21 protein-coding genes are annotated in these 25218 nt (G+C 42.8%); 15 read left to right on the top strand and 6 right to left on the bottom strand.

The annotated features are described in order from the left end of the window. Positions 1 to 199 precede the first annotated feature (199 nt). A complete protein-coding gene (locus KXD93_RS16405; protein WP_308726291.1) occupies positions 200 to 1222 on the bottom strand; it encodes an LLM class flavin-dependent oxidoreductase in 1023 nt (340 codons plus the stop codon). Positions 1223 to 1402: 180 nt separating this feature from the next. On the opposite strand from KXD93_RS16405, the gene KXD93_RS16400 reads away from it, so the two are divergent. Then, on the top strand, positions 1403 to 3772 hold the full coding sequence (locus KXD93_RS16400; RefSeq protein WP_258138334.1) for an outer membrane beta-barrel family protein: 2370 nt from the start codon (positions 1403 to 1405) through the stop codon (positions 3770 to 3772). Between the two features lie 553 nt (positions 3773 to 4325). Beyond that, positions 4326 to 5228 (top strand): DUF2971 domain-containing protein, encoded by a 903-nt coding sequence (locus tag KXD93_RS16395; RefSeq protein WP_258138332.1) that lies wholly within the window; start codon positions 4326 to 4328, stop codon positions 5226 to 5228. A gap of 214 nt (positions 5229 to 5442) precedes the next feature. On the opposite strand, the gene KXD93_RS16390 is transcribed toward KXD93_RS16395, so the two are convergent. Further along, a complete protein-coding gene (locus tag KXD93_RS16390) occupies positions 5443 to 6585 on the bottom strand; it encodes an SIR2 family protein (protein WP_258138330.1) in 1143 nt (380 codons plus the stop codon). 209 nt (positions 6586 to 6794) lie between these two features. Between KXD93_RS16390 and KXD93_RS16385 the strand changes: the two genes are divergently transcribed. Both KXD93_RS16385 and KXD93_RS16380 read left to right on the top strand, forming a co-directional pair. Then, complete coding sequence (locus KXD93_RS16385) at positions 6795 to 7331, top strand: hypothetical protein (RefSeq protein WP_258138329.1); 537 nt, start codon at positions 6795 to 6797, stop codon at positions 7329 to 7331. A gap of 86 nt (positions 7332 to 7417) precedes the next feature. Then, positions 7418 to 7963 (top strand): hypothetical protein, encoded by a 546-nt coding sequence (locus tag KXD93_RS16380; RefSeq protein WP_258138328.1) that lies wholly within the window; start codon positions 7418 to 7420, stop codon positions 7961 to 7963. A gap of 126 nt (positions 7964 to 8089) precedes the next feature. Here the strand turns inward: KXD93_RS16380 and KXD93_RS16375 are convergent, their stop codons facing one another. Beyond that, entirely contained in the window at positions 8090 to 8719 is a 630-nt protein-coding gene (locus tag KXD93_RS16375; RefSeq protein ID WP_258138326.1) for a porin family protein, read from the bottom strand. Positions 8720 to 9351: 632 nt separating this feature from the next. On the opposite strand from KXD93_RS16375, the gene KXD93_RS16370 reads away from it, so the two are divergent. From KXD93_RS16370 to pyrH, 11 genes are all read left to right on the top strand, one after another. Then, the gene (locus KXD93_RS16370; protein WP_258138325.1) at positions 9352 to 11754 is read left to right on the top strand and encodes an ABC transporter permease; all 2403 of its coding nucleotides are present in this window, start codon (positions 9352 to 9354) and stop codon (positions 11752 to 11754) included. Between the two features lie 549 nt (positions 11755 to 12303). Then, positions 12304 to 13158, top strand: a complete 855-nt coding sequence (locus KXD93_RS16365) for a helix-turn-helix transcriptional regulator (RefSeq protein WP_258138324.1) — start codon at positions 12304 to 12306, stop codon at positions 13156 to 13158. 191 nt (positions 13159 to 13349) lie between these two features. Then, positions 13350 to 13940 (top strand): cysteine hydrolase family protein, encoded by a 591-nt coding sequence (locus KXD93_RS16360; RefSeq protein WP_258138323.1) that lies wholly within the window; start codon positions 13350 to 13352, stop codon positions 13938 to 13940. A 188-nt stretch (positions 13941 to 14128) separates the two neighbouring features. Continuing rightward, the gene (locus tag KXD93_RS16355; protein ID WP_258138321.1) at positions 14129 to 14659 is read left to right on the top strand and encodes a hypothetical protein; all 531 of its coding nucleotides are present in this window, start codon (positions 14129 to 14131) and stop codon (positions 14657 to 14659) included. 4 nt (positions 14660 to 14663) lie between these two features. Further along, on the top strand, positions 14664 to 14849 hold the full coding sequence (locus KXD93_RS16350; RefSeq protein WP_258138320.1) for a hypothetical protein: 186 nt from the start codon (positions 14664 to 14666) through the stop codon (positions 14847 to 14849). A 548-nt stretch (positions 14850 to 15397) separates the two neighbouring features. Beyond that, complete coding sequence (gene rplM, locus KXD93_RS16345; protein ID WP_073406959.1) at positions 15398 to 15835, top strand: 50S ribosomal protein L13; 438 nt, start codon at positions 15398 to 15400, stop codon at positions 15833 to 15835. A 25-nt stretch (positions 15836 to 15860) separates the two neighbouring features. Next, a complete protein-coding gene (gene rpsI / locus KXD93_RS16340) occupies positions 15861 to 16250 on the top strand; it encodes a 30S ribosomal protein S9 (protein ID WP_073406958.1) in 390 nt (129 codons plus the stop codon). Between the two features lie 18 nt (positions 16251 to 16268). Continuing rightward, a complete protein-coding gene (rpsB, locus tag KXD93_RS16335; protein ID WP_258138318.1) occupies positions 16269 to 17138 on the top strand; it encodes a 30S ribosomal protein S2 in 870 nt (289 codons plus the stop codon). Positions 17139 to 17238: 100 nt separating this feature from the next. Beyond that, the gene (tsf, locus tag KXD93_RS16330; protein WP_258138316.1) at positions 17239 to 18090 is read left to right on the top strand and encodes a translation elongation factor Ts; all 852 of its coding nucleotides are present in this window, start codon (positions 17239 to 17241) and stop codon (positions 18088 to 18090) included. A gap of 200 nt (positions 18091 to 18290) precedes the next feature. Further along, positions 18291 to 19427: an N-acetylglucosamine-6-phosphate deacetylase gene (gene nagA, locus KXD93_RS16325; RefSeq protein WP_258138315.1), complete on the top strand. Its 1137-nt coding sequence runs from the start codon at positions 18291 to 18293 to the stop codon at positions 19425 to 19427. 133 nt (positions 19428 to 19560) lie between these two features. Beyond that, positions 19561 to 20265 (top strand): UMP kinase, encoded by a 705-nt coding sequence (gene pyrH, locus KXD93_RS16320; RefSeq protein ID WP_258138313.1) that lies wholly within the window; start codon positions 19561 to 19563, stop codon positions 20263 to 20265. A gap of 408 nt (positions 20266 to 20673) precedes the next feature. On the opposite strand, the gene KXD93_RS16315 is transcribed toward pyrH, so the two are convergent. The 3 genes from KXD93_RS16315 to KXD93_RS16305 form a co-directional block, all read right to left on the bottom strand. After that, positions 20674 to 21573 (bottom strand): hypothetical protein, encoded by a 900-nt coding sequence (locus KXD93_RS16315; protein ID WP_258138311.1) that lies wholly within the window; start codon positions 21571 to 21573, stop codon positions 20674 to 20676. Positions 21574 to 21677: 104 nt separating this feature from the next. Beyond that, positions 21678 to 22904, bottom strand: a complete 1227-nt coding sequence (locus tag KXD93_RS16310) for a family 16 glycosylhydrolase (protein ID WP_258138309.1) — start codon at positions 22902 to 22904, stop codon at positions 21678 to 21680. 132 nt (positions 22905 to 23036) lie between these two features. Next, complete coding sequence (locus KXD93_RS16305) at positions 23037 to 24929, bottom strand: glycoside hydrolase family 30 beta sandwich domain-containing protein (protein WP_258138307.1); 1893 nt, start codon at positions 24927 to 24929, stop codon at positions 23037 to 23039. Positions 24930 to 25218 lie beyond the last annotated feature (289 nt).

Raw genomic sequence — 25218 nt, 5'->3', positions numbered from 1 at the left:
ATACGGGAGACGCGATGCATCCCGTCTCTACTTAGAACGCCTATCTGCAACTTGACGGCATTGTTGCATGGTCAGAATAGAGTTCAATACCTGGCAGCGGCGTCACGAGTGCCCCACCTCTTATGCAGGCGCTACACACTCGCGCCAGGTTAAGAATGGGGCACGCGGTTCTTTCTAACCGTCCCGCTGTACATATTATTTATCGCCAACCCAATGCAGGGGCAACATGCTCCAAAATAGCAGACAGCACATGGATATTGTAATCAACGCCCAATGTGTTCGGTATGGTCAGCAACACCGTATCCGCTTCCCGGATCGCTTCGTCCTGTGCTAATTGTTTGATGAGCTCATCGGGTTCGGCTGCATAACTCCTGCCAAAAACTGCCCGCTGATTGGCCTCAATGTATCCAAAACTATCGGCCGCCTTTGCTTGCTGGCCAAAGTAATACCTGTCCTGCTCCGTTACCAGTGCAAAAATAGAGCGGCTTACCGAAACCCTCGGTTCGCGCTGATGCCCGGCTTTTTTCCAGGCTTCTTTGTAAAGCCTGATCTGTTCCGCTTGCTGGATATGGAAGGGTTTGCCGTTTTCGTCGAATTTTAAGGTGGAACTTTGCAGGTACATGCCATTTTCGGCCGCCCAAACTGCCGTTGCATTTGAGCCTGCTCCCCACCAGATGCGTTCCCGCAGTCCGTCCGAATGCGGCTCCAGGCGCAACAAGCCCGGCGGATTCGGAAACATCGGGTTAGGGTTAGGCTCGGCAAACCCATCGCCTTTTAATTTATCCAAAAACTCCAAAGCCTTTTGCCGTCCCATATCTGCATCGGTTTCCCCCTCAGCAGGTTCATAACCGAAATAGCGCCAACCTTCGATCACCTGCTCCGGCGAACCACGGCTGATGCCCAATTGTAAACGCCCACCCGAGATCAGGTCCGCAGCGCCGGCATCTTCCACCATATACAGGGGGTTTTCATAGCGCATATCAATTACGCCGGTCCCTATCTCTATTTTGCTGGTTTTGGCCCCGATAGCGGAAAGCAAGGGAAAAGGCGACGCCAATTGGCGCGCAAAATGATGAACCCGGAAGTACGCACCATCCAAACCAATTTCTTCCGCGGCAACAGCCAGGTCAATTGATTGCAGCAACGTATCGCCTGCGTTACGGGTTTGATACGAAGGATGGTCGGACCAGTGTCCGAATGATAAAAATCCTATTTTCTTCATCATTAGTTTAATTATTATCAGCAAATGTAAGCATCCGGCGCTCCGTGCAGGTCACCAATTGGTAATAATGGGTTTCGGGTACAACAGTTGTACCTGATGCTAATATTGAACGAATTAATTAGTTCGTTGTAACCTTTTTTTTTGGGTTGAGTATTCAATGCAAACGAATTAAAAATTTATATGAATCTATTTTTTTACAAAGTCAGCACATTAAGTTTTCTTTTGCTTTTAAGTTTAATTTATCAAAGTTCTGCACAGGCTGTTTCTGGTAGAGTAATAGAAACCGGGGGTAGGGGAATTGAAAGTGCAACTATAACAGTTTTAAATGCAGCAGACTCAGCCGTGGTAAAATATGGGGTAAGTAACAAAGAAGGCTATTTCGAGCTCACTAATTTAAATAACGGCGTATTTACCGTTAAGGTTTCGTGCATAGGCTACAACAGCCAGTTGTTAAATAATATTAGATTTAACGGCTCTTCAGTTAAATTAACTGATGTCGTTCTCAACAAGCAATTAAAAGAGCTCAAGGAAGTAGCCATTGCAAGTACACGTCCTGTTCTTGAACGAAAGGTTGACCGATGGATATTTAACCTGAACAACACTATAGCAGCGAATGGTTCTTCCCTCTTTGAGGCTTTGCAGGTGGCGCCTTTTTTAAAGGTATCCGACAATGGCGTTTCTATGGTGGGCAAGGGGAGTATGGGGGTTATGGTAAATGAGAAAATAGTTTATTTAAGCGGAACCGACCTGACTAATTATCTGAAAGCACTCAGATCTGAAAATGTAGAAAAAATCGAGATCATTACCACCCCGCCGGCAAAATATGAGGCCCAGGGAAATGCCGGCCTGATCAATATTGTTTTAAAGAAAAACCAATCATTGGGCTGGCGCGGGTCAGTAAGTTCAACATATTATCAGAGGCCCTACTCACCCTCATCCTTTAACAATAGCCTGGCCCTTTTTTTCCGGTCAAAAAAAGTTAGCAGCTCCTTTACATTTAACCAATCAATTTTTCACAGTAAGCTGAACGATTCGCTCAATATAATTGGGAACCCCGGTCAAATCCTTAGTAACGAGCAGCGGATATCAACTACACCAGGTTTGCAGGCCGGTTTAAGTATAGATTATGAGTTAAACAAGCACAATAACATCGGGTTTATTTATAATATTTCACACAGCAAAGAGAAGGATATCTTTGTTAATAATTATAGCTATGGTACGAGCAGTACTGTCGATTCGGTTTTGAACACTAAAGGCGAAATGGCAAGGCCATTATTTGCACAGACCTTAAATCTATACCACGATTTAAAGATTGATTCGGCCGGAAAGAAATTAAGCAGTTCTGTTAATTTTTTCAGGAACAGGCCTGAAGTAAGAAATAGTTTTGTTTCTGAATCTGCAAACACCTATGCTGCAGTTCAAAATAATAACATGTCAAAATACGATATCTGGTCTGTTCAATCAGATTTAACATTGCCTTATAAATGGGCTAAAATAGAAACTGGTGCTAAGTTTGCTACCTATAATAACAATGCCAGCGTAGCATATTATAATAATATCCACGATAATCTCTTGTTAGACCAAACGCGCAGTAATGATTTCGACTATACCGAAAAAAACCTGGCCGCGTATTACAGTATGGAATCTGAACTATCGAAAAAATGGACAGCCAAAGCAGGATTGCGTTATGAGTATACCCTGATGGATGGCTATTCGCCTACTTTAAACCAGCGTAATAAGCGTAATTATGGCGCCCTATTCCCTACGGCCTATATCGTTTACAAAGCTGACGCCGATAACACTTTTTCTTTAAATTATTCGAGGCGGATCAACCGCCCGGGCCTCGCTTCCTTAAATCCCTTTGCCTATTACACAAACATTTATACTTATTCTACCGGGAATCCACTGCTCTTACCTTCATACAGTAACAATTTCGAACTTAATTACCTATATAAAAGTATGTTTTCTTTTACTGTATTTACGCAACATACCAGTGATGTAAATTCATTACTTACAACGATTGAGGGGCCATTAGTGGTTTCAAGCAGAGGAAACTTTTTAACACGGGATAACGTGGGGGCCTATGTTTCCTTTAATCGGGCATTTTTTAATTGGTGGGAAAACAGCAGCTCCGCATCTTTTTTTTATTCATCCTCAGCATCCAAAATAGAAGCTATTCCCATCCAAAACGGAACCTCTGCATCGTTTAGTGTCAATAATAATTTCAAGGCAACTAAACTGTTAAATTTCTATCTGAACTACAGCCAAAGCCTTCCCTCAACCAGTGGAAATACTTACACATACAGTCAACGTGATTTCAGGGTGGGGGCCAGGTTAAAGTTGCTTAACAATAATTTGATCATCAACCCAACTTACTATCTGGGTACGGTAAACAAATATGATGCACGTTTTAGCGAATTTGTGCAGACAGAAAGAACGGACTATCATTATAGAATCTTCAGTCTTGGTCTTACCTACTTATTCGGAAGATCAAAGGTTTCCGGAAACAACAAGAACATATCTTTTGATGAGAAAAGAAGAGCTCAATAGTAACATGATTTAAAATATGGTAAATAGCAATTTGTACATTTATGATTGCTAAACGCTAAGAATCACCTCCCTGGCGCGGGAATGCAGCCACGGCCCAGAGAGGTGGAGTTCTCGTGACACCGCGTTTAGGCAGCCAACATGCTATGCCGCAATATCTTTATCAGATCCAAAATTGCTATCGCGCCTGGCTGAAAGTTAAATGGTTACTTGTCTATTAGCAACTTGTCTTCGGACCACAAGCGAAACGCTTGCGGTAGCGGTGTGTATTTGACATATAGAAAACAGGCATATTGAATAAAGCCTTGTTATGCCCCTCTCCTGGCGTGAGAATGCAGCACTGCCCAAAAGAGCCAGCTTACTTGTTCCCGGCATTTATGTAGCCCTCTTCATTAACAAAGCAGTTATTTTAATACAAAATTTATACTTTTAAGATTATGTTGATTAGTTACCTGTAGCGACCCACAAGGCTAAAGTCTTGCGGCAGCGAGTGCATCCATAACATTATTGCATTCAAGATTTAACGAATATGCCTTACGACAGCAGAAATTACTAAATGGAAGATAACTGGAAAGAACAATATTGGAAATACATGGTTGCTGAAAATTTCGAAGAAGCAATACCCCTTAAATATGAAAATTTTCCAACCTCATTTTTTAAATATAGAGGATTAACCGAACTCACAATTGAAGCAATCGAGCAGGATTATATCTGGTTAGCTGAAATTTCATCTTTAAATGACCCATTTGAATGTTCAATTCAGTTTGACAACGATGAATGTCTACGAGAATTTTACGGCTCTGAAAAATTCCAGCAATTCTTCACATTTCATACAGGAGGTAAATTAAATAGTAGTGAAATCAAAATGTTAACTACTGCGGAAAAACCGTTTTTAGAATACAAAAAAATTTGCGACAAGAGAGCAATTCCATTTATGCAATCATCCGGAGAACAAATTGGTAAAGTTCAAAAACGCTGGACAGAGATTGTTGAAGAAACAAATAAGAACCTAAGGATTTGCAGTTTTAGTTTATATAATAGTTCCTTATTATTATGGAGCCACTATGCTTCAGAGCACAAAGGAATTGCTGTAGAATATGACTTCATTGACACTGACCAGCTAAGAACTTTTATGCAACCGGTAATCTATCGCGACAAAGTACATAAAGTTGGAATTTTTGAAGAGTATACAGTTATGCAAATGATTGCTTCTAGCCTTATAAAATCTAAAGATTGGGAATATGAACAAGAATGGCGGTTAACAATATTTAGGCAAAATGATTCATTCCCCCAAAAAATGACTGTACCATATCCGAAAGCCATTTATTTAGGAACGAGATTCAATTCAAACGGAAAAGAACTTAGAGACAAATTATTCAAAATTGCTAAGCAGAAAAAAATACCTGTTTTTCAAATGGTTAAGCATCCGAATGAATTTAAACTCATACACTCGCTGTAATACTTCCGCTAAAAGGGTGTTCGCAATATGACAGCTTAACATTAGCAGGGCCCCTCGCTGCCCAAGCGTGTGATATGAAAAAAAATGTAACACATCTGTTGAAAGTAAATGGCTGTCTATTGGCAACTTGTCTCCTGGCAGAAGCGACATGTTGTGACAACAGTGGAGCGGCTCACCACGTCAAGCTTTGCAGTAATTTTATATCTTTTTTGAGTCATGAAGTTTTTAATGTGCGAATTTGATTTAATATAGAGGGAACTTCAGACCATGCATCAACCCAGAGAGTGCTCACACCAAAGGACTCCGTATCTCTCTCTTCAAATTTTTCAACAATCTCAATTAAAAATTTTACAGTCTTATCAAATTCGAGGTTTGCTAGAGACTTTTCATCCAAAAGCTGTTTGTTCTCATTTAACAAACTATTTAGGCGCTGTTTTACGTCCGCTTCTTTGTGACGCATTTTAAAAATAAAATGAGAATTTGGAGACTTCCCTTTTTGTCTTCTTGCAATATCCAATAGTCGTCTGATGTTAGGATCAGTAAGTGATGTTCCTATAAATATGCAATTACAGTCTCTGAATTTATTGATTTGTACAATATTATTCCAACTATAAATATCAATATATTGTTTATGATAAATGGATTCGCCGAAAGTTATTTGGTTATCAACGGATAAAGCGCCCTTATGCGGCAAAAAACCGTGGACATGATAAATTGGCAATTGTCCATGTGCGTTCATTTCAGTGCCAAAAATTGATTTAAAGGGAACGTCTATGCCAATGCTGTCGATGCGTTGTTCTAGAATGTCATCAAAATTATAGGTTATTATACTATCAAGACTATGTCTTTTTCCGGGAGCGACACAAAAGTTAACGATTTCATCCATGAGCTCGGATTGTTTGTTCATATCTAAGCTCGAGTAGAGGATTTTCTGTACCGCTTCTTCAAATAGCATTTGTTTATCTTCATAGTATTTTTGAAGAAATCGTCCAGCAATTAATGGGCTTGGTTGAAAAATATTGGTGAATAATTTCGACAATACAGTGGATACGCTTTGTTCTTTTTCAATTGTGGTAATCATTAATTTTTGAAGCAAGGCATCCCAGTTTGGTAAACCAAAACCCATCGAAACCCCTGCACCCAACACTAAAACTAATCGGTCGTCTTGATAATTTCGCTGAAAGTTTGCGATTATATCTTTTTTAGGTGTTTTTTTTACAGACGGGATTTTATTTATAAAAGCTTGTTTACTTTTAAATGTAGTAATGTACTGAAGAGCTCTTTCCAGTGTTTCTTCACTTATTTCGTTAGATATTGAAATTGACATTATAATTAGTTTAGGATAACGTTCAAACATAGTAATAATTTAAATATTCGTCGTGATGCTTACTGTTTTCTCTTCTGACGTGGGAATACAGCCACAGCCTTCAGAGGTGGAGTTCTCGTGCCCCACGTTTAGGTAGCCAGCATGCTGCGTTGCAAAATCTTTCATATCCTTAATTATTATCAAATCTGCCTGAAAATAAAATGGTTATTCGCCGTGATTTTTGAATAATAGTATATTTGATGATGCTGAAAATCCTAAAAGCCATTTTTAACGCCGGCCCGCCTAATCAGCCAATATCGGCGGACGTTAAAAACCGGCTGCGATTCGATAGTATTCATTCTGATAAACAACCTAATTCATTAAAGGATATTTACGGAAGACTTATTGGCAATGATGAATCGCTTTCGGACGAAGAAATCATTGAGCGCTACCAGAAATTTTCAAACGGCATTCAAACCAACTCATTTTCTGCTGCAGAACTCGAGTTAGTATCAATTTCCACCTTGTGTTATTTTCGACCACAATTAACAAGCCTTTTGATTCGCGCCAGCTTATTATCTATAATTTATTCCATCGGAGATAATATCACATTCGAAGACGTTATAGCTTTTTTACAACAAAGAGTCCTTGCCGAAACTGTTGAACCGTATGGAGGGCGGCCTCATGACCAAGGACTCACATGGCTGCTTGATATTCTTCCTGCTAGTAAGAACGAAATCACCCCGATACTCATTGACGTTATCAAAATAAATAAAGAAGAATTGGATGCCATATAGACTCCCTGATATCGTCCCTTCGATGCCGCAAGCGAATGAAATTAGGGATGTAAGTTATATTTAACCGTAAGTATAAGCCATATCAAATGAACAATATAGATTCAATTTTTTTCCATGAGGACGATTATTGTCAGATAGAATTACTTCCGTTAGTCAATTTATTAGCTAATCTAAATGAGGTTGATAATCCAATATACCTTGCACAAGAAAACCATACAAGTTTTGGCTTTTCGGGTCTTTACAATAAAGACGCAACAGTAATTTCTCTATCGGTTCTCAATATTTTTTTAGACGACTTTGAAAAAATATTAAGAAAAAACGCTTTGTTCTGTTTTAAAAAGGTGTACACTGGCTATTCTTCTGAAAGGATACTAAAAGATAATATAGGCGCATTTGGGTTTGAGAATTACGTCATTTATTATAAACATGAAAACGGTATCATCCTCACAATATGGTTAGGATTTAGCCCACTTCTCGACACTTTAAAAGTGTATCCTCAAAAGTTGATTAATAGTCTTAATGAATTGGGGTTAGCATACAACTTAATTTTAACCGACTGGATTGAAAATATAACCGTAAACCTAAAAAGCACACATATTATTTCAAATTATTTTAAAGAAGTTTTGTTATAAATCCTCATAATTCTCATCCTGGCGCGCGAATGCAGCCAAGGCCCCAAGAGGTGGACTTCTCATAACACCGCGTTTAGATAGCCAGCATGCTACGTTGCAATCGGATACTTAAAAAAGCCATTAATTTTATCTGAACATATAACCCAATGAAATGCTGAATACACTGTTGTGTATGGTAGAGTTGTATGATGCAATATTTGAAAGGCCGTAACCATAACCTGCATCTATAATAAATTTATTTTTTATTTCCACCCCGGCAACAAGGTTTACTCCAAAATCCGGATTCTTATAAGTGAATTTACCATGGGCAGATCTTGTGGCTGAATTGAAATCGGGATATGTTACGGTTTCTGAAGTGCCGTAGCCAATATAAGGTCCTCCACCCAAATCAAACTTTATTCCAGGTGCAACTTTCCATTTGTACAGAAAATTGACAGGTATTTCAATGTAATTCAAAACGATTTTCGACGAAAGGTATTTGGTATTTAAGCCGTCACTGCCAACAAATTCCATTTTGTCCTTTTCGCCTTTGGTGCTATAAAAAACACCTGGCTGAATTGAAAAATTTTGAAATCCTATATCCACTATGCCACCCACTCTAAATCCTGCCAATATTGAACTGCCATAACCATTAGGGTCGCTGTGTGTGAGTTCAGATAAATTTAATCCTGCTTTTACGCCAAAATTGATAGTTTGCGCGTTTGAAAATTTAACTATGCTGATTAATAAAAAAGCGAAAAGAAGTTTTCTCATCATAATGTTTAAGTTCTTAAATATAGATTAATTAAAGGGAACTCCATATAGGTCACCTTCCTTACAAATCGGGTATCATCCTGTTATGTAAATCGTGTTAACCCCTGTTTTTCTCAATTAATTGATTAACAGGTACCCTCTCAAAGCGCCATCCCTAAATCCTTTAATCAAAAGAATCATGGTTCAGACAAAAACGCCAATCAGCCGGACGCAAGGTCACCCATCAGCATAAGGGTTCCTGATTGTCCTTAGCAGAGGTTGCTTCGTTCCTACTCATGACAAGTTATATTCAACTAGGCGGTGGGGTGTCACCCTGAGGCACTCGAAGGGCGACGTGCGCAGAGGCCAATCCGCGTGCTAAGCAGGGTGCAGAGGCCTTTGCCCACATGCTTCACTTCGAGAACCTCAGTACAGGCTTGTGCCTCAGCATGACATCCCATTCTTGTCATTTCACCTTCGCAATCCAGCGGATTTCGTTCCTCGCAATGATGCGCGGAGGAGCTTCGCAGCACTCACCTTCACGTCATTGCCTGGTTGCTGTTTTCCTATAGTTCAATCAGGAGAAAAAATCACTTTACCCTGTTAAATGCTCTCACTTTTGCATATCTTAGTAGCAGTGGCCTAATACCTGTAAAATGATCAGAAACTACATCAAAATTGCCTGGCGAAATTTATTGAAACATAGGGGTTTTTCCTTAATTAATATTCTTGGTTTATCTGTGGGCATTGTTTTTACGTTGCTGATCGGCGCCTATGTTTGGGATGAGCTCCAGGTGAATCGCAACCTTAAAAATGCCGGGGATCAATATATTATCCTGAGCAAATGGAAAAACCCTAACATGGGTCTCGAAGTCACGTCTGTTGCCCAACTATCCCAGGCATTAAAAGACGAGTATCCAGGTCTGGTGGTTAATTGCTATAATTCAACGCCGGCATTTACCAATGTTTCAAACGGCAACAATCATTTCCGTGAGGGTTTACAGATCGGCGACAGCACGTTGCTGAGTATGTATGGTTTTAAACTGCTGCATGGCGATCCGCGGACTGCCTTTCGCGAGCCTTCAACCGTAGTGGTTACCTGCCAGGCGGCTAAAAAATATTTTGGTAAAACGGATGTAATAGGTTTGTCGCTCTCCTTCGAGGATTTCAAGGGGCACAAAAAAGATTTTATGATCACAGGCGTTCTGGATGAGCTGCCTGAAAATACCGTAACCAAAGTAGAATACCACGATGTTGATTTTTTCTTTAACGTATTTGCATCAAACTATTTTAATCGTCACATTAACGGCTGGAACAACAGGAGCGTTGTTGATTATATCCAATTAAAAAAAGGCGCAGACCCTGCCAGGGTAGAAGCCGTAATGCGCGACCTGCTAAAACAGAATTCATCTGCCGAGATCTATAATAACCTTACCCCTTATTTAATGCCGCTGAAAAGCTATCACCTGCAGGCGAATAATGGGTTAGTAAATAAAATGTTATGGACGTTGTCGTGTATCGCATTTTTCGTATTGTCAATGGCGATCATCAATTTCGTTAATATCTACATCGGCCGGTCAGCAAGCCGGATGAAGGAAATTGGGGTCCGCAAGGTAATGGGCGGGATGCGGAAGCAGCTCGTTTACCAGTTTTTAACAGAGTCGGTTTTTATGGTAGTGCTGGCTACTGCGGTGTCGCTTATCATCTATTTATGGGTAAGCCCTTACTTTGGCGACCTGATCGGTAAGAAGATCACTGCGCTTTTTTCGTTTCCCGTTTACTTTATTATCATACCTGTTTTGTTTTCGCTGTTAATTGGGCTAATCGCAGGAATCTATCCTGCGCTCATTCTATCAGCATATAAATCAATCGATTCGCTAAAGGCAAATTCAAAAGGAGTTGCGCGAAATGTGTTTTCGCGGAAGGTGCTGGTTGCGTTTCAATTTACAACGGCGGCTGTGGTGTTTATCAGCGTTATCATTATCTCGCAGCAAATAAATTTATTTTTCAATAGTAATTTGGGCTACAACAAAGACTTTGTTATTTACGCACAGGTGCCAAGAGATTGGTCGGCAAAAGGTGTGGAAAAAATGGAGGCGATAGGTCGCCAATTTGAGCGGATGCCCCAAATAGGCAACACCTCATTATCATGGGAGATCCCCGCAAATATCGATTGGGAAAACGAGGGGCCTGTTTACCGCCAGGGCGATAGTCCGATGGGGTCTGTAGCTTCCAAACACCTGACAGACGATAATCAATTTGCTGCAACCTACGGCATATATGTTAGGGCGGGGTCGTTTTTTAAACCTATAGTAACAGAGAACGATTCGAGCCAGGCTGTAATTAACGAAACTGAAGCGAAGGCGCTGGGCTGGAAAAACCCGGAAAATGCAGTTGGTCAAAAGATTGTGTTTATGGAAGACGTATTTACGATAACCGGGGTAGTGGCTGATTTTCACTTTGGATCGATGCAGGAACGGATCCAGCCCCTGGTTTTCACAAATGTTAACTATTCTAACAGCTACCGGTACCTGTCCTTTAAACTTAAGGGTGGTGACCTTACAAAAAGCATAGGCGCCTTACAAGCCAAATGGAATGAATTGATGCCCGGTGAGCCCTTTGCCTGGAGTTTTATGGATGATGCGCTGAAGAAGGTTTATGCCGGCGAGATCAGGTTAAAACAGGCGGCTACCGTGGCTGCGGTTCTGGCTTTTGTGATCGTGTTGCTTGGAATCCTGGGGCTGGTGTCGCTGAGTATTCAAAAACGTACCAAGGAAATAGGGATCCGGAAAGTATTGGGGTCGCCGGTTGCGACTATCATATCATTATTTTTAAAGGAATTTTTAAGTATCGTTACTGTTGCCTGCCTGGTTGCCTGTCCGCTCGCCTACATGATAATGGACAGATGGCTGAACGGCTATGCTTACCGGGTCAGCATTTCTATCCTCCCGTTCATAACCTCGACGGTAGTAATCATATTTATAACTACTATTTTAATAATAGTGCAGACTGCAAAGGCAGCGAACGTTAGTCCTATTAAAAGTTTGAAGAGTGAATGAGGGTAAGGGGTAAGTAGCCTTATTTTTTAAATTGAAATTGTGTTCAGCGGGATCGCGAGTGCCTCATCTCTGTTGACCGGCGCTGCACACTTGCACCAGGAGAGGAAATGACAAAAAAGGGTGTCATGCTGAGGCACTCGAAGCATGTGGGCAAAGGCCTCTGCGCCCCGCTTAGCACGCGGACAGGCTACTGCGCACGTCGCCCTTCGAGTGCCTCAGGGTGACACCCCACCCCAGGTGAAAATAACTTGTCATGGGTGGCTGGTTGTCCGCAATCGGCTTCGAAGCAATCTCTACGTCATCCATGCACAGGAGTAAAAAGGCCATGTGGTAACTAAGCAAGCCGCTATATTGTCTCTAAACGCATAAAGGTTCTTGATTGTCCTGTGCAGAGTTTGCTTCGTTCCTCGCAATGACGTGATGGAGAGGTTATTGTAAGTCAACCCAACCCGCGCCGCAAAGGCTTTTATCATCCATTTGTTACAATTACCAAAACATTAAAAAGATAGCATTACAAAATGTAGTTTAGTGCAACTTATTCTTTTTAAGATGATACAAATTCCTAAGGACCTGGTAGATCACCACGCACACATCAGGTTGCGATTGTCAGACATGTACGGCTTCGTGATTGATAAAAAGCGACCTTTCAGGTGTGATGATACCCTGCAAACTGCACATTGCCTCGAGGTAATATTAACAGGCTCGATAGATGTGAGGCATGGAAGCTATGTGCAGCACCTTATGGCCGGCGACATCCAGTTCAGACGGCGGGGTAATTACCAGTTGTTTCCGTCGGACGATTATACCAGCGTGCTCATTTTTATGGAGAACGAGTTTGTAAACTACTTTTTAGAAAGCCATGTTCCAGAGTTCAGGCAGGAAAAACTCAATGCCGACCTGCCCCCGTTCACCTTTAAAACAACTGAGTTTATAAAAGCTAACATAGCACAGGCTATTCAGCATATTTTACACCCGCAGGAGTATTCCAGGTGTATTGTGAAATTTGTGGCCCACCAAATACTATTGCAGATCCTGTCGGGCGACAAGTCAAAAACTTTCGTGTCGTTTTTAAAGGACCTGGTTAGCGATAAAAAGGTGGACCTTGCCTACTTTATGGAAGAAAACTTTAACAGGCAGCTTTCAATCCCCGATATGGCCAAGCTTACCGGGCGAAGTGTAAGCGCCTTTAAAAAGGAATTCACCGATCGTTTTAACACAACGCCTGTAAAATGGCAAATAAACCGCCGGCTTGAATATGCCGAATACCAGCTAAAAACGTCGAACGACCCGGTATCGTCAGTGGCTTACAGCAGCGGGTTCGAAAACATCTCGCATTTTTCAAAGGTTTATAAGCAAAAGTTTGGTGCGTCGCCTAAAAGCGCAAGGAGCGAGGTGGTGGTGTAAGATATGGTATCGGTATAAATTAGTTTCAAGTCGGGAGTCTTAAGTCGGAAGTCCCGAGTCAAGATTTGGGCGGACAATAATCAAGGTATAAGTATCAGCTTCATCAGTTTAATCCATTAACATCTGCGATTAACAAACAAATATGGCCTCACAGCAAAATTTCGGCCCCTGTAAAGCTGCAATTTTGAGGTATGAAAACAATAGAAAATACCAACCCTGCGCTGATACTAGTTGATATACAGCAGGGTTTTGATAACATCCCGTACTGGGGCGGTGAACGCAATAATCCCGATGCAGAAGTAAACGCCCGCAAACTGCTCGATCACTGGCGGGCAAACAACCTGCCGCTGTTTCATATTCAGCACTGTTCAACCAACCCCAACTCCATGCTGGCCGAAGGTAACCCGGGCAATGCCCATAAGGAAATTGTGAAGCCCCTGCCGGGAGAGCCGGTGATCAAAAAATCAGTAAATAGCTCCTTTATCGGCACCGATCTGCAACAACGACTTGATGCTGCCAACATCGATACTCTGGTTATAGTGGGCCTTACAACGGAACATTGCGTATCAACCACAGCCAGGATGGCCGGCAATTTTGGATACAACACCTATGTAGTAGCCGATGCTACCGCGGCCTTTGCAAAAACGGGCATCAACGGCGAGCATTACGATGCCGAAACCATCCATTTAACTGCTTTGGCAATGCTAAACGACGAATTTGCAACTGTTTTAAATACCGATGAGGTGATTAACGCTTTAAAAAAAAACGATGATTTTCTTTAGCAACTTAATGAAGAAGCTTCTTGCGCCCTATCTGCCGGTTTCGCAGGTGCTTTCTGTAATGAGGTGATTGAATAGTTGGCAGTTTTGAGTAGGCAGTGGGGAGTTTTTGCATAGTTTGAGAAATCGTTCCTTCACTTAAACCCGATTAAATCATTTTATGATGGTAACTTTAAAATTCGTAAATTAGAATGATGAAAAAGCAACCCATCAATTATCTTGATATTGAGATTGATAAGTTGACACGGTCTATTGAAAATGCGGTTACAGGTGATAGCTTTGCCACCGAAGTGTTGTATTTTACAAAAAATGATGCGAAACAGGTTGCTAAAAAGAATGGTTGGGATTTTGCCTGGGGAAAGGAATTGGCTGAAACAGACAGGGAGGTTTACAAGTTAACAATAACCAATAATTCAAACGTGATACAAGGGTTAATGAGTTTAAGAATAGAGGACGATCATATTTATATGCCCCTGATTGAAAGCGCGCCATTTAATAAAGGAAAGTCCAAAATGTATTTGGGCGTGCCCGGTAATCTTATTGCGTTTGCTTGCCGGCTTGCATTTCAAAAAGGATTTGACGGCTTTGTTTCATTTCATTCGAAAACAAAGTTGATCGGGCACTATGAAAAAACACTTGGCGCTTACCATTTTGGCGGACACCTGATGATTATAAATACTAATGCTGCAAAAGTATTGGTTGAAAAATATTTTAAATCATGATATTATGGGACTGATTAGAGAGCCTTTAGACGTAGATTTTACTGTAGAGCCACATGTGCTGACAGAAGAAGAAAAAATTGCTATAAGTAAATACATCCGCGAATATAAATTGAAGGAAACCGGAAGCAAACAATCGTCGTCGATTAATGGTAAAACCTCCGCAAGAAAAAGGGAAAAGGTAAAGTCTTAGTTCCAACCTTAATTAGTTAGCAGTTTTTCACTACCAGATCAAAGCGGCATCCTGCAATCCCTTAATCCTAAAAATCATGGTTCAGACAATTTGCGTTAGGGATTGCAGAGGATACCGGCCCGCGCCTAAGGCCTGAAGGCGTATGAGCGGAAAGCCCGGCCGCTCCTATCAGCGGGAACGCCCTTTTGAAAAAGTTGGCAGTTTTGAGTTGACAGTAGGCAGTGAAGGATCTCCTTAACCTTTCTCGCAGGAGACGCAAAACATTGCGTCTCTACAAAACCCTACCCCAGAAAAGTCCAACATTCCAACCTTCCAACAAAAAATCAGTGTGATCCTATTTCCCAACCGATGAAATCACAAATCACCCAACCTTAAAACCTTCCAACATTACAACCTTTCAACGGCTCCCCAACCACTCACTTAATCAACCTAATCCAACTCAATCAACTAAACTTAAAATCTATTTGCAATTAAAACAATTAAGCGTATCTTTGCAGTCCCGAAAATGCGGGGTATAATAAACGTTTAATTAATTTAATTTAAAGCAAGTGAATACGTTAAGTTACAAAACTGTCTCAGCCAACAAAAAAACCGTTAACAAACAATGGGTTGTTGTTGACGCACAAGGCGAGATTTTGGGGCGCTTGTCTACGAAGATCGCAATGATCATCCGTGGAAAAACCAAGCCTGATTTCACCCCGAACGTAGACTGCGGCGATAATGTTATAGTTATCAATGCAGACAAGGTAAAACTGACCGGAAACAAATTCAGCGACAAACGCTATGTTTCTTACACTGGTTACCCAGGTGGTCAGCGTTTCATTTCTCCTAAGGAGTTAATGGCAAAGCATCCAACACGCGTAATTGAAAAAGCGGTGCGTGGTATGTTACCTAAAAATCGTTTGGGCAAAGCATTGTTTGGCAATTTGCATGTATATGCAGGTGCTGAGCATCCTCATGAAGCACAAAACCCAACAACCATTTAACTTTTAATTTAGGAGAAAAGAAAAAATGCCAACAACAACAAACACTTCGGGCAGAAGAAAAACAGCTGTTGCGCGCATCTACTTAACAGATGGTAGCGGCGCAATTATCGTAAACGGTAAAGATTACAAAGAATACTTCCCAACATTACCACTACAATACATCGTTACTCAGAGCACTGAGGTTTCGGGTTCAACCGGAAAATTTGATGTTAAGGTTAATGTTGCTGGTGGTGGTGTTAAAGGACAGGCTGAGGCCGTTCGTTTAGCTATTGCGAAAGCTATTGTTGAACTTGATCCTGAAAAGAAACCTTCACTGCGCGCTAAAGGTATCATGACACGTGATGACCGTATGGTTGAACGTAAAAAACCAGGACGCAAGAAAGCACGTAAGAGATTCCAATTCAGTAAACGCTAATCAAGAGGAGACAACAAAATGGCAAGAACAACATATCAGGACTTACTGGATGCAGGTGTACACTTTGGTCACCTTACCCGCAAATGGGATCCGAAAATGTCACAGTACATTTTCATGGAGCGCAACGGTATCCACATTATCGATTTAAATAAAACCTTAACTAAGGTTGAAGAAGCTGCTGCAGCTATAAAACAAATTGTAAAATCAGGCCGCAAGGTATTATTCGTAGCTACAAAGAAACAAGCGAAAGATATTGTTGCTGAATATGCAAAAGGCGTAAACATGCCGTTCATCACTGAAAGGTGGTTAGGTGGTATGTTAACCAACTTTGCGACTGTACGTAAGTCGATCAAAAAGATGTCAAACATCGATAAATTGACTAAAGACGGTACTTACAGCAACCTTTCTAAAAAAGAAAGACTGATGATACAGCGTGAGCGTATTAAATTAGAAACTTTGTTAGGTGGTATTGCGGACTTAAACCGTTTACCTGCTGCATTGTTCCTGATTGACGTTAAGAAAGAGCACATCGCTGTTTCTGAAGCATTAAAGTTGAACATCCCTACATTTGCTATGGTTGATACCAACTCTGATCCTTCAAACATCGATTTCCCTATCCCTGCGAATGATGACGCTACCAAATCAATCTCATTAATTACCGGTATTATTATACAGGCAATTGTTGAAGGTTTGGACGAACGCAAACGCGAGAAAGAAGACGAAGCTGAAAAAGAAGCAGCCGTTGCTAAAGCGAAAGCTGACGCTCCGGAAGCTGCACCGGTTGACCGCGCTCCTGCTGCCGAAGGCAAAAGAACCCGCAAGGTAGCTGTTGAAGCTGATGCTGCTGTTGAAGATACTACTCCAACTGCTGAGTCGACAGAAGAATAATATTACGTTGTAGAGGTTGTAAGGGTTGTAATGGTTAAAAGGCCGCTACAACGTTTACAACCTTTACAACATCTACAACATTTTAAACATAAAACAAGAAATGTCTACATTACAAATATCTGCAGCCGACGTAAACAAACTGCGCCAGCAAACTGGTGCCGGTATGATGGATTGCAAAAAGGCTTTAACTGAAACCAATGGCGATTTTGAAGCTGCTATTGATTTTTTAAGAAAAAAAGGCGCTAAAGTGGCTGCAAGCCGCCAGGATCGTGAAAGCAATGAAGGTGTAGTTATTGCACGTTCATCTGCTGATGGCAAGTTCGGTGTAATTATCGAACTTAACTGCGAAACTGACTTCGTTGCTAAAAATGCTGAGTTTATTGCTTTCGGTAACCAGATTGCAAATGCAGCTGTTGAAGCCAAACCGGCTTCTATCGAAGCACTTTACGACCTTACTATTGACGTTGAAAGCACTACTGCTAAAATTGGTGATGTGATCATCGACAAAACAGGTAAGATCGGCGAAAAGATCGGCGTATCTAAATACGCTGTTGTTGAAGGCGAGAAGGTTGTTGCCTACATCCACGGTAACTTCCGTTTAGGCGTATTGGTTGGCTTAAGTGCTGCCGTTGCAGGTGCTGACGAAGCAGGTAAGGACGTTGCAATGCAGATTGCTGCAATGAACCCTGTTGCTATTGATAAGGACGGTGTTGACGCTACTACAATTGAGCGTGAGCTTGAAATTGCAAAGGAGCAGATCCGTGCAGAAGGCAAACCTGAAGAAATGATCGAAAAGATCGCTGCAGGCAAGCTGAACAAATTCTACAAAGACTCAACCCTGTTAAACCAGGAGTTCGTAAAGGATTCTTCGAAGACAGTCGCCCAGTTCCTGGGTACGGTTGAAAAGGGCCTTACAGTTACCGCCTTTAAGCGGGTTGCTTTAGGAGCTTAAATATTTAATCCCCTTCGTGAAAACGAAGGGGATTTTTTTTGCGATAATAAATAACTTCTTCTCCCTGTCATTGCGAGCGCAGCGCGGCAATCTCGTAACTATACAGGGCGAATAGAACAGTGTACAACCTGCTTGGTTGCTATGCGTTCGACGAGGTTGCCGCGCTATCGCTCGCAATGACATGAAGTTTAATAAATATCATGATAACAGCCCTCCACAATCTCCAGCTCATCTCTGACGGCCACATTACCGGTGGCAAGGTAATTTTAATTACCGGCGAACAAATTATTGCCATTACGGATGAAAGTGCGATGCCCGATGGCGTTGAAAAGATAGACCTTAACGGTGCATTTGTTGCCCCGGGTTTAATCGACCTTCAGATCTACGGCAGCGGCGGCAAGCTATTTGCAGGAACACCCGTAGTTGAAGCGCTGGAACGCATGGAAAACGACCTGCTGAGCCAGGGAACCATCGGATTCTTCGCCACCATCGGCACAAACACAAACGAGATTGTTGAAGAGGGGATTGAATCGGCTAAGAGTTATCGCGAAAAAAGTAAAGGCAACTTTTGGGGACTGCACCTGGAGGGACCTTATCTTAATCCAATTAAACGTGGGGCACATCCCGAAAAATTTATAAAAAAGGCCACCCTTGCAGAAGTAAAGGGCTGGATTGAAAAGGCGGATGGCGTAATCAAAATGATGACCATTGCACCCGAGCTGCAGGATCAGGAAGTGATAGATTACCTGCACGACCATGGTGTGATCCTTTCCAGCGGGCACAGCAATGCAACCTATCAGCAGGGCAAGTCATTTTTAAATAATCCAATCCCGGCGGTAACGCATTTATTTAATGCCATGCCGCAAATGCATCACCGCGAGCCGGGCTATATCCCTGCGATATTTGAGGAGCGGCCTTACACCAGCATTGTTGCCGATGGGATTCATGTTGATTTTGCAATGATCCGTTTAGCTAAACGTGAGCTGGGTGATAAACTTTATTTAATTACTGATGCAGTAACCGCAGCCACAGAGGGAGCGTACCAGCACCAGTTTACCGGCGACCGATATGTAATGCCGGATGGTACCTTATCAGGCTCATGCCTTACCATGTTAAAGGCAGTACAAAACTGCGTGGAACATGTGGGGATCGGATTGGCGGAGGCTATTAATATGGCTTCGTTATACCCGGCGCAATTAGCATCTCTTCCTAAGAAAGGACGCGTTGCCGCAGGCTGCGATGCGGACCTGATTGTGTTTAATGCCGACTTTGAAGTGCTGGGAACGGTGTTCAAAGGCAATTTAACAGGCACGAAGGGCGCGAATTTCACGAATTGATTTTGAATGAGTATAGATGAGACCTTTTCCTAATTCATGCAATTCGAACAAATTAGTGTGAATTACTGCCTATTTATTCACAAAATTTTAACACTGATTATATTTCTATATTTTTGGCAAACATAACTACCTCATGGCATATAAAAGGATCCTACTAAAACTTAGCGGCGAATCGCTGATGGGCGATAAACAATACGGAATTGATAATAAGCAGGTTTTACAATACGCACAAGACATAAAGGCAGTAAAGGACAAGGGCATGGAGATTGCCGTTGTGGTTGGTGGCGGCAACATTTTTCGCGGCTTAAGCGCCGAAAAATCGGGCATGGACCGCGCCCAGGCAGACTACATGGGTATGCTGGCCACCGTTATCAATTGCATGGCCCTGCAAAACGCACTAGAAACTATTGGGGTTGAAACCCGCCTGCAATCAGCCATAAAAATGGAGCAGATCTGCGAGCCTTATATCCGCCGCCGTGCCATGCATCATTTAGAGGTTGGCCACATCGTGATCTTTGGCGCCGGTACCGGAAACCCATATTTTACTACAGATACAGCCGCATCCCTGCGCGCTATAGAAATAAAAGCAGACGTTGTGCTGAAGGGAACCCGTGTTGACGGCATCTACACCGCCGACCCGGAGAAAGACCCGACTGCAACCCGCTACGACGAAATTAGCTTCCAGGAAGTTTACGACAAAGGCCTTAACGTTATGGACATGACCGCCATTACCCTTTGCCAGGAAAACAACCTGCCGATCATCGTATTCGACATGAATAAGGAAGGTAATTTTATGAAGATTGCTAATGGGGAGAAGATCGGTACGCTCGTAAAATAGGTTTTTAGTCCGAAAGTCAGTAAAGTCCGGAAGTCCGAAAGAAAGAGTTTGAGAATTAATTAGATACGGTAGGTTTTTCAGCCAACAAGTTTGTCATTCTGAGCGATATAAACTCTACCGGAATTTGAAAGCGAAAAGATAAAAGAGGGCTGTCATGCTGAGGCACTCGAAGCATGTGGGCAAAGGCCTCTGCACCACGCTTAGCACGCGGACGGGCCTCTGCGCACGTCGTACTTCGAGTGCCTCAGTATGACATCCCACCGCCGGCTGAATACAATTACCACGGATAGCAGAACTAAAAAGGCTTCAGCGAAAGCTATTAAACATAGTGCAAATATAGCGCAAGCCTGTCTGCCTCTGGTAATTCTTCATTGTGCTCAGAATAATAAATGCAAATTATTAGCTTTTTCACAGCGACAACTCAACACCTCCACCAAACCACCCCCCTTTCCGATAAACCCCATTTAACTGCGTTTTATCAACCTGCCCGGTTGCTAAATACAGTTGGTCGTTACCGTTGCCGGTTTGCCAGTTGAAATAATTATAGCCAATGTTTAGGCCGATGTTGGGGGTGATGTTGTAAACCAGCTTCAAACCGGCATCAACACCATAACCGTTTGCTGCATGGCGGTAGCTTACCGGGTGCTGAAACTCGTTGATCAAATTCCAATTGCCTTGCGAGGTATATTTTACCTGGTTGTAGGTAACATCCGCTGCCAGTTTTAATGCCCGCCAGATCTTTAGCGATGATCTTACTTTAAAAAAGGGGCCTTTCCATTCGGTATTATAATCGCTGTTTAAATCGGGAAATTGCCCGGTTTCATCAACAATAAAAAGCGCCTGTTTATTGACGCCATAGGCAACGTACGGAACAAGGCTGAACAAGCTATTGTTAAAAATAGTATATCCGGCCCCGGCATACCAGCCGGATGTTGAACCCTTGTTATCACTGAAGTTTTGGTTGTAGGTAGGCTGGGTACGGTTATCGGCAGCATAATCGATATCACTCACGCTGCCCGATTTTACATTCACCCGGTTATAGCTCCCGAAAATCCAGACCTTTTGCCACACGTTCCATTGCAGCGTTGCGGAATAATCCTGACCGTTCACATTCTTCCATTTCAATTCTGAAAATACATTAGGGCTTTGCCCATTGCTATTCCCGGCTATAGACCAGTTGAAGTCTTCCTTTTGGTGCCCGGTTGACAGAGATAGCTGTAATTGCTTTTCAATGTTTTGCCCGCGTGCGCACAGATAGCCGCAAATAATAATTAATGATAGGAAGTGAATTTTTATGAGCCTGGTCAATTGGAATGTTTATCAATATTAACAAAATTCCAGGCACCGATTGTACCGGCACCTGGATAAACTAAAACAGCTTTTTTCAAATATTAGCGATAATGCTAAGGTCTTTATTGATTCACTTTAAACGCTTCCCACCCCGATGCCGATGTGCGGTTACATGTCATAGCCTGGGTGCCGTTTTCTGATGAAACAAAATCGCCATTGTTGCCTTGCAGCGTAATAGTGCCATCGGCATTGGTGCCCCAGGTAAACGTTTCCCACGCCCCAACGCTGGTGCGGTTACAGGTGATAGGCATGGTGCCATTTTCGCTGGACACATATTTACCCATGCTTTGCAGGGCAACCTTGCCACCACCTTCGTCAATCACTGTAAATTGTTCCCATGCGCTGGCGGTGGTGCGGTTACAGTTCATGGCCTGAGTGCCGTTTTCACTGCTCACGTAGTCGTTATTAAAGCCTTTCAGGGTGATGGTTTGTCCAATCGGAGGACCGCTTGTAGTGGTTGCTGTATAAACCCGTACATAATCAACCAGCATACTCGAAGGCAAGGCGCCTGTGTTCACGGTCTGACCGGGTAGATCTCCGCCTACAGCAAGGTTAAGGATAATGTAAAAGGGGTTATGGAAAGCCCCGGTATTGTTGATGTTGTTCAGGATGTTGCCTGTTTGATACAAGGTGTTGTCCACATACCAGCGGATGCTGCTGGTGTCCCACTCTACGGCATAAACGTGGTAGTCGGTAGCTGTAGCCGTTGTGCTGCTGCCGTACTGTACGTGGCCGCTGCCGCCGTTCCAGTGCATGGTACCCAATATGGTGTTGTTGGTATTTACCTGCTCCATAATGTCAATTTCACCGCAGGATGGCCAGCCAACGGTATTTATATTATTACCCAGCATCCAGAATGCAGGCCAGCTGCCCTGGAAAGCAGGAAGTTTGATCCGGGCTTCTATCCTGCCATAAGTGGTAGAAAACTTGCCGGCAGTTTCAAGTTTGGCCGATGTGTACGGCTGACCGCCTACGCTTTGATTTTTAGCAGTAATTACCAGGTTACCGCCTGTTACGGTTGCATTTGCCGATTGGTAATATTCCTTTTCGTTATTAACATTCGGATTGCCGTTGTCAATGTTCCATTTTGATCCGTCAACGCTTGTTCCGTTAAACTCATCCGACCATACCAATTGATAGGTAACCGCACGTGCAGCAGTTGTTTTTGAGGGGTTATCAGCAGCGTTTTTTGATTGATTGTTGTAATCCTTTTTACAGGAAACGATCATGCTCACCAGCGCCAATGCCAGGCCGGCGCGGGTTAAAAAGGTTAAGATTTGTTTTTTCATAATGGTTTTATTTAGTTGGTAATTGGTTTGTTAGCTTCGGAAATTGAGAGTCAAGAACCAAGAGTCAAGAATCAAGATGGATTGCTTTTCTCTTTTCTTGCTTCTTGATTCTCGCTGTCTTGAGTCTTTTCTCTACTGGTTTACTTTAAATGATTCCCAACCCGAAGCCGAGGTGCGGGTACAGGTCATGGCCTGGGTGCCGTTCTCGCTCGAGATATAATCGTTGTTATTTCCTTTCAGGGTGATGGTGCCATCAGTGTTTACGCCCCAGGTAAATTCTTCCCATGCGCCGAACGTGGTACGGTTACAGGTAATGGCCATGGTGCCGTTTTCGCTTGATACATATTTGCCCATGCTTTGCAGTGCAATTTTACCACCGCCGGCATCAACTACCAGGAATTGCTCCCAGGTACCGGCTGTGGTGCGGGTACACGTCATGGCGGTTGTGCCATTTTCGCCGCTCACGTAATCGTTATTAAAGCCCTTTAGGGTGATGGTTTGGCCGATAGGAGCACTGCTGCCTGTACCGCCTGATTGGGTGCCTGCCCATTTAAAGGTGGCTGCAGCGCCTGCAGGCAAAGTATAGGTGAATGATTCGCTGCCCCATTTTATTTTGAATGTCTGGCTTGATGAAGCGGTGTTAAGGGCAACCACAACCTTTGTTCCATCCGGATTTTTAAAGGCTACGTTTTGAATACTTGCTGAAAAGGTATTTGACGAAATGCGCACCGCACCAGCCTTTACAAATTCCGAGGCGTGGGCCACGGTGTAGTAAGCCGTATTGCGGGTATAGCTATTCCCAGATATGGTTACCGCCCCCTGGCAGTTTGAGCAGCCACCGGAGGTATGCGGATTGTAATTTGGATCGGCAGCCAGGTTCCATTCCAGTACCACACGGCTCCAGTTGCGTGGCGCGCCGATAATCAGGTTATTCATGTGCCATGACAGGTCGCCACCGAAGTTGCCGGGGCCGCCTATGAATTGCTCAGTGAAGTAAATATTTTTTGCAGGATAGGCATTATGTACCGTTGTTAAAGCGCTGATATCACCTGCGTAAAGGTGGAACGCTGAACCATCTACATAAGGATTGGCGCCCGCATCTGCAAAAACAGCTTCGGGGTATCCGGGCTGATCACAGTTGTGATCGTAGGCGATAATCTTCGTGGTGATGCCGTTCGCTGCAAACTGGGGGCCCAGGTTGTTTTTTATAAAGTTAGCCTCCTCGTTCGACTGCATGGTCATCGCAGGATTGTTATATGGATTCAGCGGCTCGTTTTGCGGGGTAACGGCATAAATGGTAATGCCCTGTGCCGCCATTGCCTGGATATATTTTACAAAATAGCGGGCATAGGCATCATAATAAGCAGTATTTAAACTGCCACCGGTGAAGCCGCCATTGCCGGTAGTTCCGGTTTTCATCCATACGGGGGCCGTCCATGGTGTAGCCAGTATTTTGATGGATGGATTTATGGCGATGATCTTCTTTAGCACAGGCACCAGGTCGGTCATTTCCTGGCTGATGCTGAAATGTGTTAAGCTGTTGTCGGTTTGTCCTGATGGCATATCGTCATAAGTAAAATCGGATGAACTTAGATCCGATGCCCCGATAGTAATCCTGACGAATGCCGAACCTACATGCCCGGAGGTAGTTGAAAACATCTCGGTTAAAAATGTGCTTTGATTTGCACCAAGCCCGTTTATTAAGGATGCGCTGCCCCCGGTTAAGGCATAGCCAAAACCATCGATGGTTTGGTAGGTGGTATTTTCGTCCACAGTGATGGTTGTGGCATTTGTGCCGGCGTCTGCCGCAAAATTAACGCTGGTTTGCTGTGCCAGCAGCTTGCTTTGGTCTGATGTGGTTTCCCAGATGCTGACAGTTTCGTTAGCGGCTCTTGCAACGGTAGTACTGGTGGTGTTTGACAGGCCGGGAACAGGTTTTGAAGCATCCTTTTTACAGGAGTAGAACAGGAGCGCCGGCAAGAAAATTAGCACAGCCAGCAGCCTTAAAAAGTAAATAGATCTCATAATGGTTATAGTTTGTTGATTGGTTTCAAAACATATCCAATTAACCATCGCCACAGCAAAAGCAAACAGCCGTCATTAACCTATGCTTAAAAAAAGCAGTCGATCAATCAACCCGGAAAAATGCGGGATAATTAGGTGTTTTCAGCAATTAGGTAGATGTATAGTTTATATTGGTATCACAAATCTATGTTAATTAATATTTAATATCCAAATATATTTTAACATAAATAACTGATTTATAGTAAGTTATAAATATGTTAATACGCTTGAAACACAAAGTGTATTTTGT

The organism is Mucilaginibacter phenanthrenivorans (assembly GCF_024721155.1).
GTDB lineage: Bacteria > Bacteroidota > Bacteroidia > Sphingobacteriales > Sphingobacteriaceae > Mucilaginibacter > Mucilaginibacter phenanthrenivorans.
The sequence above is the reverse complement of the archived record's forward strand: the minus strand, read 5'-3'. Positions and strand labels throughout refer to the sequence as shown.

Excerpts from the sequence above, each read along its gene's own strand:
- pyrH (WP_258138313.1), top strand. The coding sequence starts at position 19,561 with ATGGCATATAAAAGGATCCTACTAAAACTTAGCGGCGAATCGCTGATG.
- KXD93_RS16405 (WP_308726291.1), bottom strand. The coding sequence starts at position 1,222 with ATGAAGAAAATAGGATTTTTATCATTCGGACACTGGTCCGACCATCCT.
- KXD93_RS16390 (WP_258138330.1), bottom strand. The coding sequence starts at position 6,585 with ATGTTTGAACGTTATCCTAAACTAATTATAATGTCAATTTCAATATCT.
- KXD93_RS16360 (WP_258138323.1), top strand. The coding sequence starts at position 13,350 with ATGAAAACAATAGAAAATACCAACCCTGCGCTGATACTAGTTGATATA.
- KXD93_RS16355 (WP_258138321.1), top strand. The coding sequence starts at position 14,129 with ATGATGAAAAAGCAACCCATCAATTATCTTGATATTGAGATTGATAAG.
- KXD93_RS16350 (WP_258138320.1), top strand. The coding sequence starts at position 14,664 with ATGGGACTGATTAGAGAGCCTTTAGACGTAGATTTTACTGTAGAGCCA.
- KXD93_RS16395 (WP_258138332.1), top strand. The coding sequence starts at position 4,326 with ATGGAAGATAACTGGAAAGAACAATATTGGAAATACATGGTTGCTGAA.
- KXD93_RS16310 (WP_258138309.1), bottom strand. The coding sequence starts at position 22,904 with ATGAAAAAACAAATCTTAACCTTTTTAACCCGCGCCGGCCTGGCATTG.
- KXD93_RS16365 (WP_258138324.1), top strand. The coding sequence starts at position 12,304 with ATGATACAAATTCCTAAGGACCTGGTAGATCACCACGCACACATCAGG.
- rpsB (WP_258138318.1), top strand. The coding sequence starts at position 16,269 with ATGGCAAGAACAACATATCAGGACTTACTGGATGCAGGTGTACACTTT.
- KXD93_RS16400 (WP_258138334.1), top strand. The coding sequence starts at position 1,403 with ATGAATCTATTTTTTTACAAAGTCAGCACATTAAGTTTTCTTTTGCTT.
- rpsI (WP_073406958.1), top strand. The coding sequence starts at position 15,861 with ATGCCAACAACAACAAACACTTCGGGCAGAAGAAAAACAGCTGTTGCG.
- tsf (WP_258138316.1), top strand. The coding sequence starts at position 17,239 with ATGTCTACATTACAAATATCTGCAGCCGACGTAAACAAACTGCGCCAG.
- KXD93_RS16385 (WP_258138329.1), top strand. The coding sequence starts at position 6,795 with ATGATGCTGAAAATCCTAAAAGCCATTTTTAACGCCGGCCCGCCTAAT.
- KXD93_RS16380 (WP_258138328.1), top strand. The coding sequence starts at position 7,418 with ATGAACAATATAGATTCAATTTTTTTCCATGAGGACGATTATTGTCAG.
- KXD93_RS16375 (WP_258138326.1), bottom strand. The coding sequence starts at position 8,719 with ATGATGAGAAAACTTCTTTTCGCTTTTTTATTAATCAGCATAGTTAAA.
- KXD93_RS16305 (WP_258138307.1), bottom strand. The coding sequence starts at position 24,929 with ATGAGATCTATTTACTTTTTAAGGCTGCTGGCTGTGCTAATTTTCTTG.
- KXD93_RS16370 (WP_258138325.1), top strand. The coding sequence starts at position 9,352 with ATGATCAGAAACTACATCAAAATTGCCTGGCGAAATTTATTGAAACAT.
- nagA (WP_258138315.1), top strand. The coding sequence starts at position 18,291 with ATGATAACAGCCCTCCACAATCTCCAGCTCATCTCTGACGGCCACATT.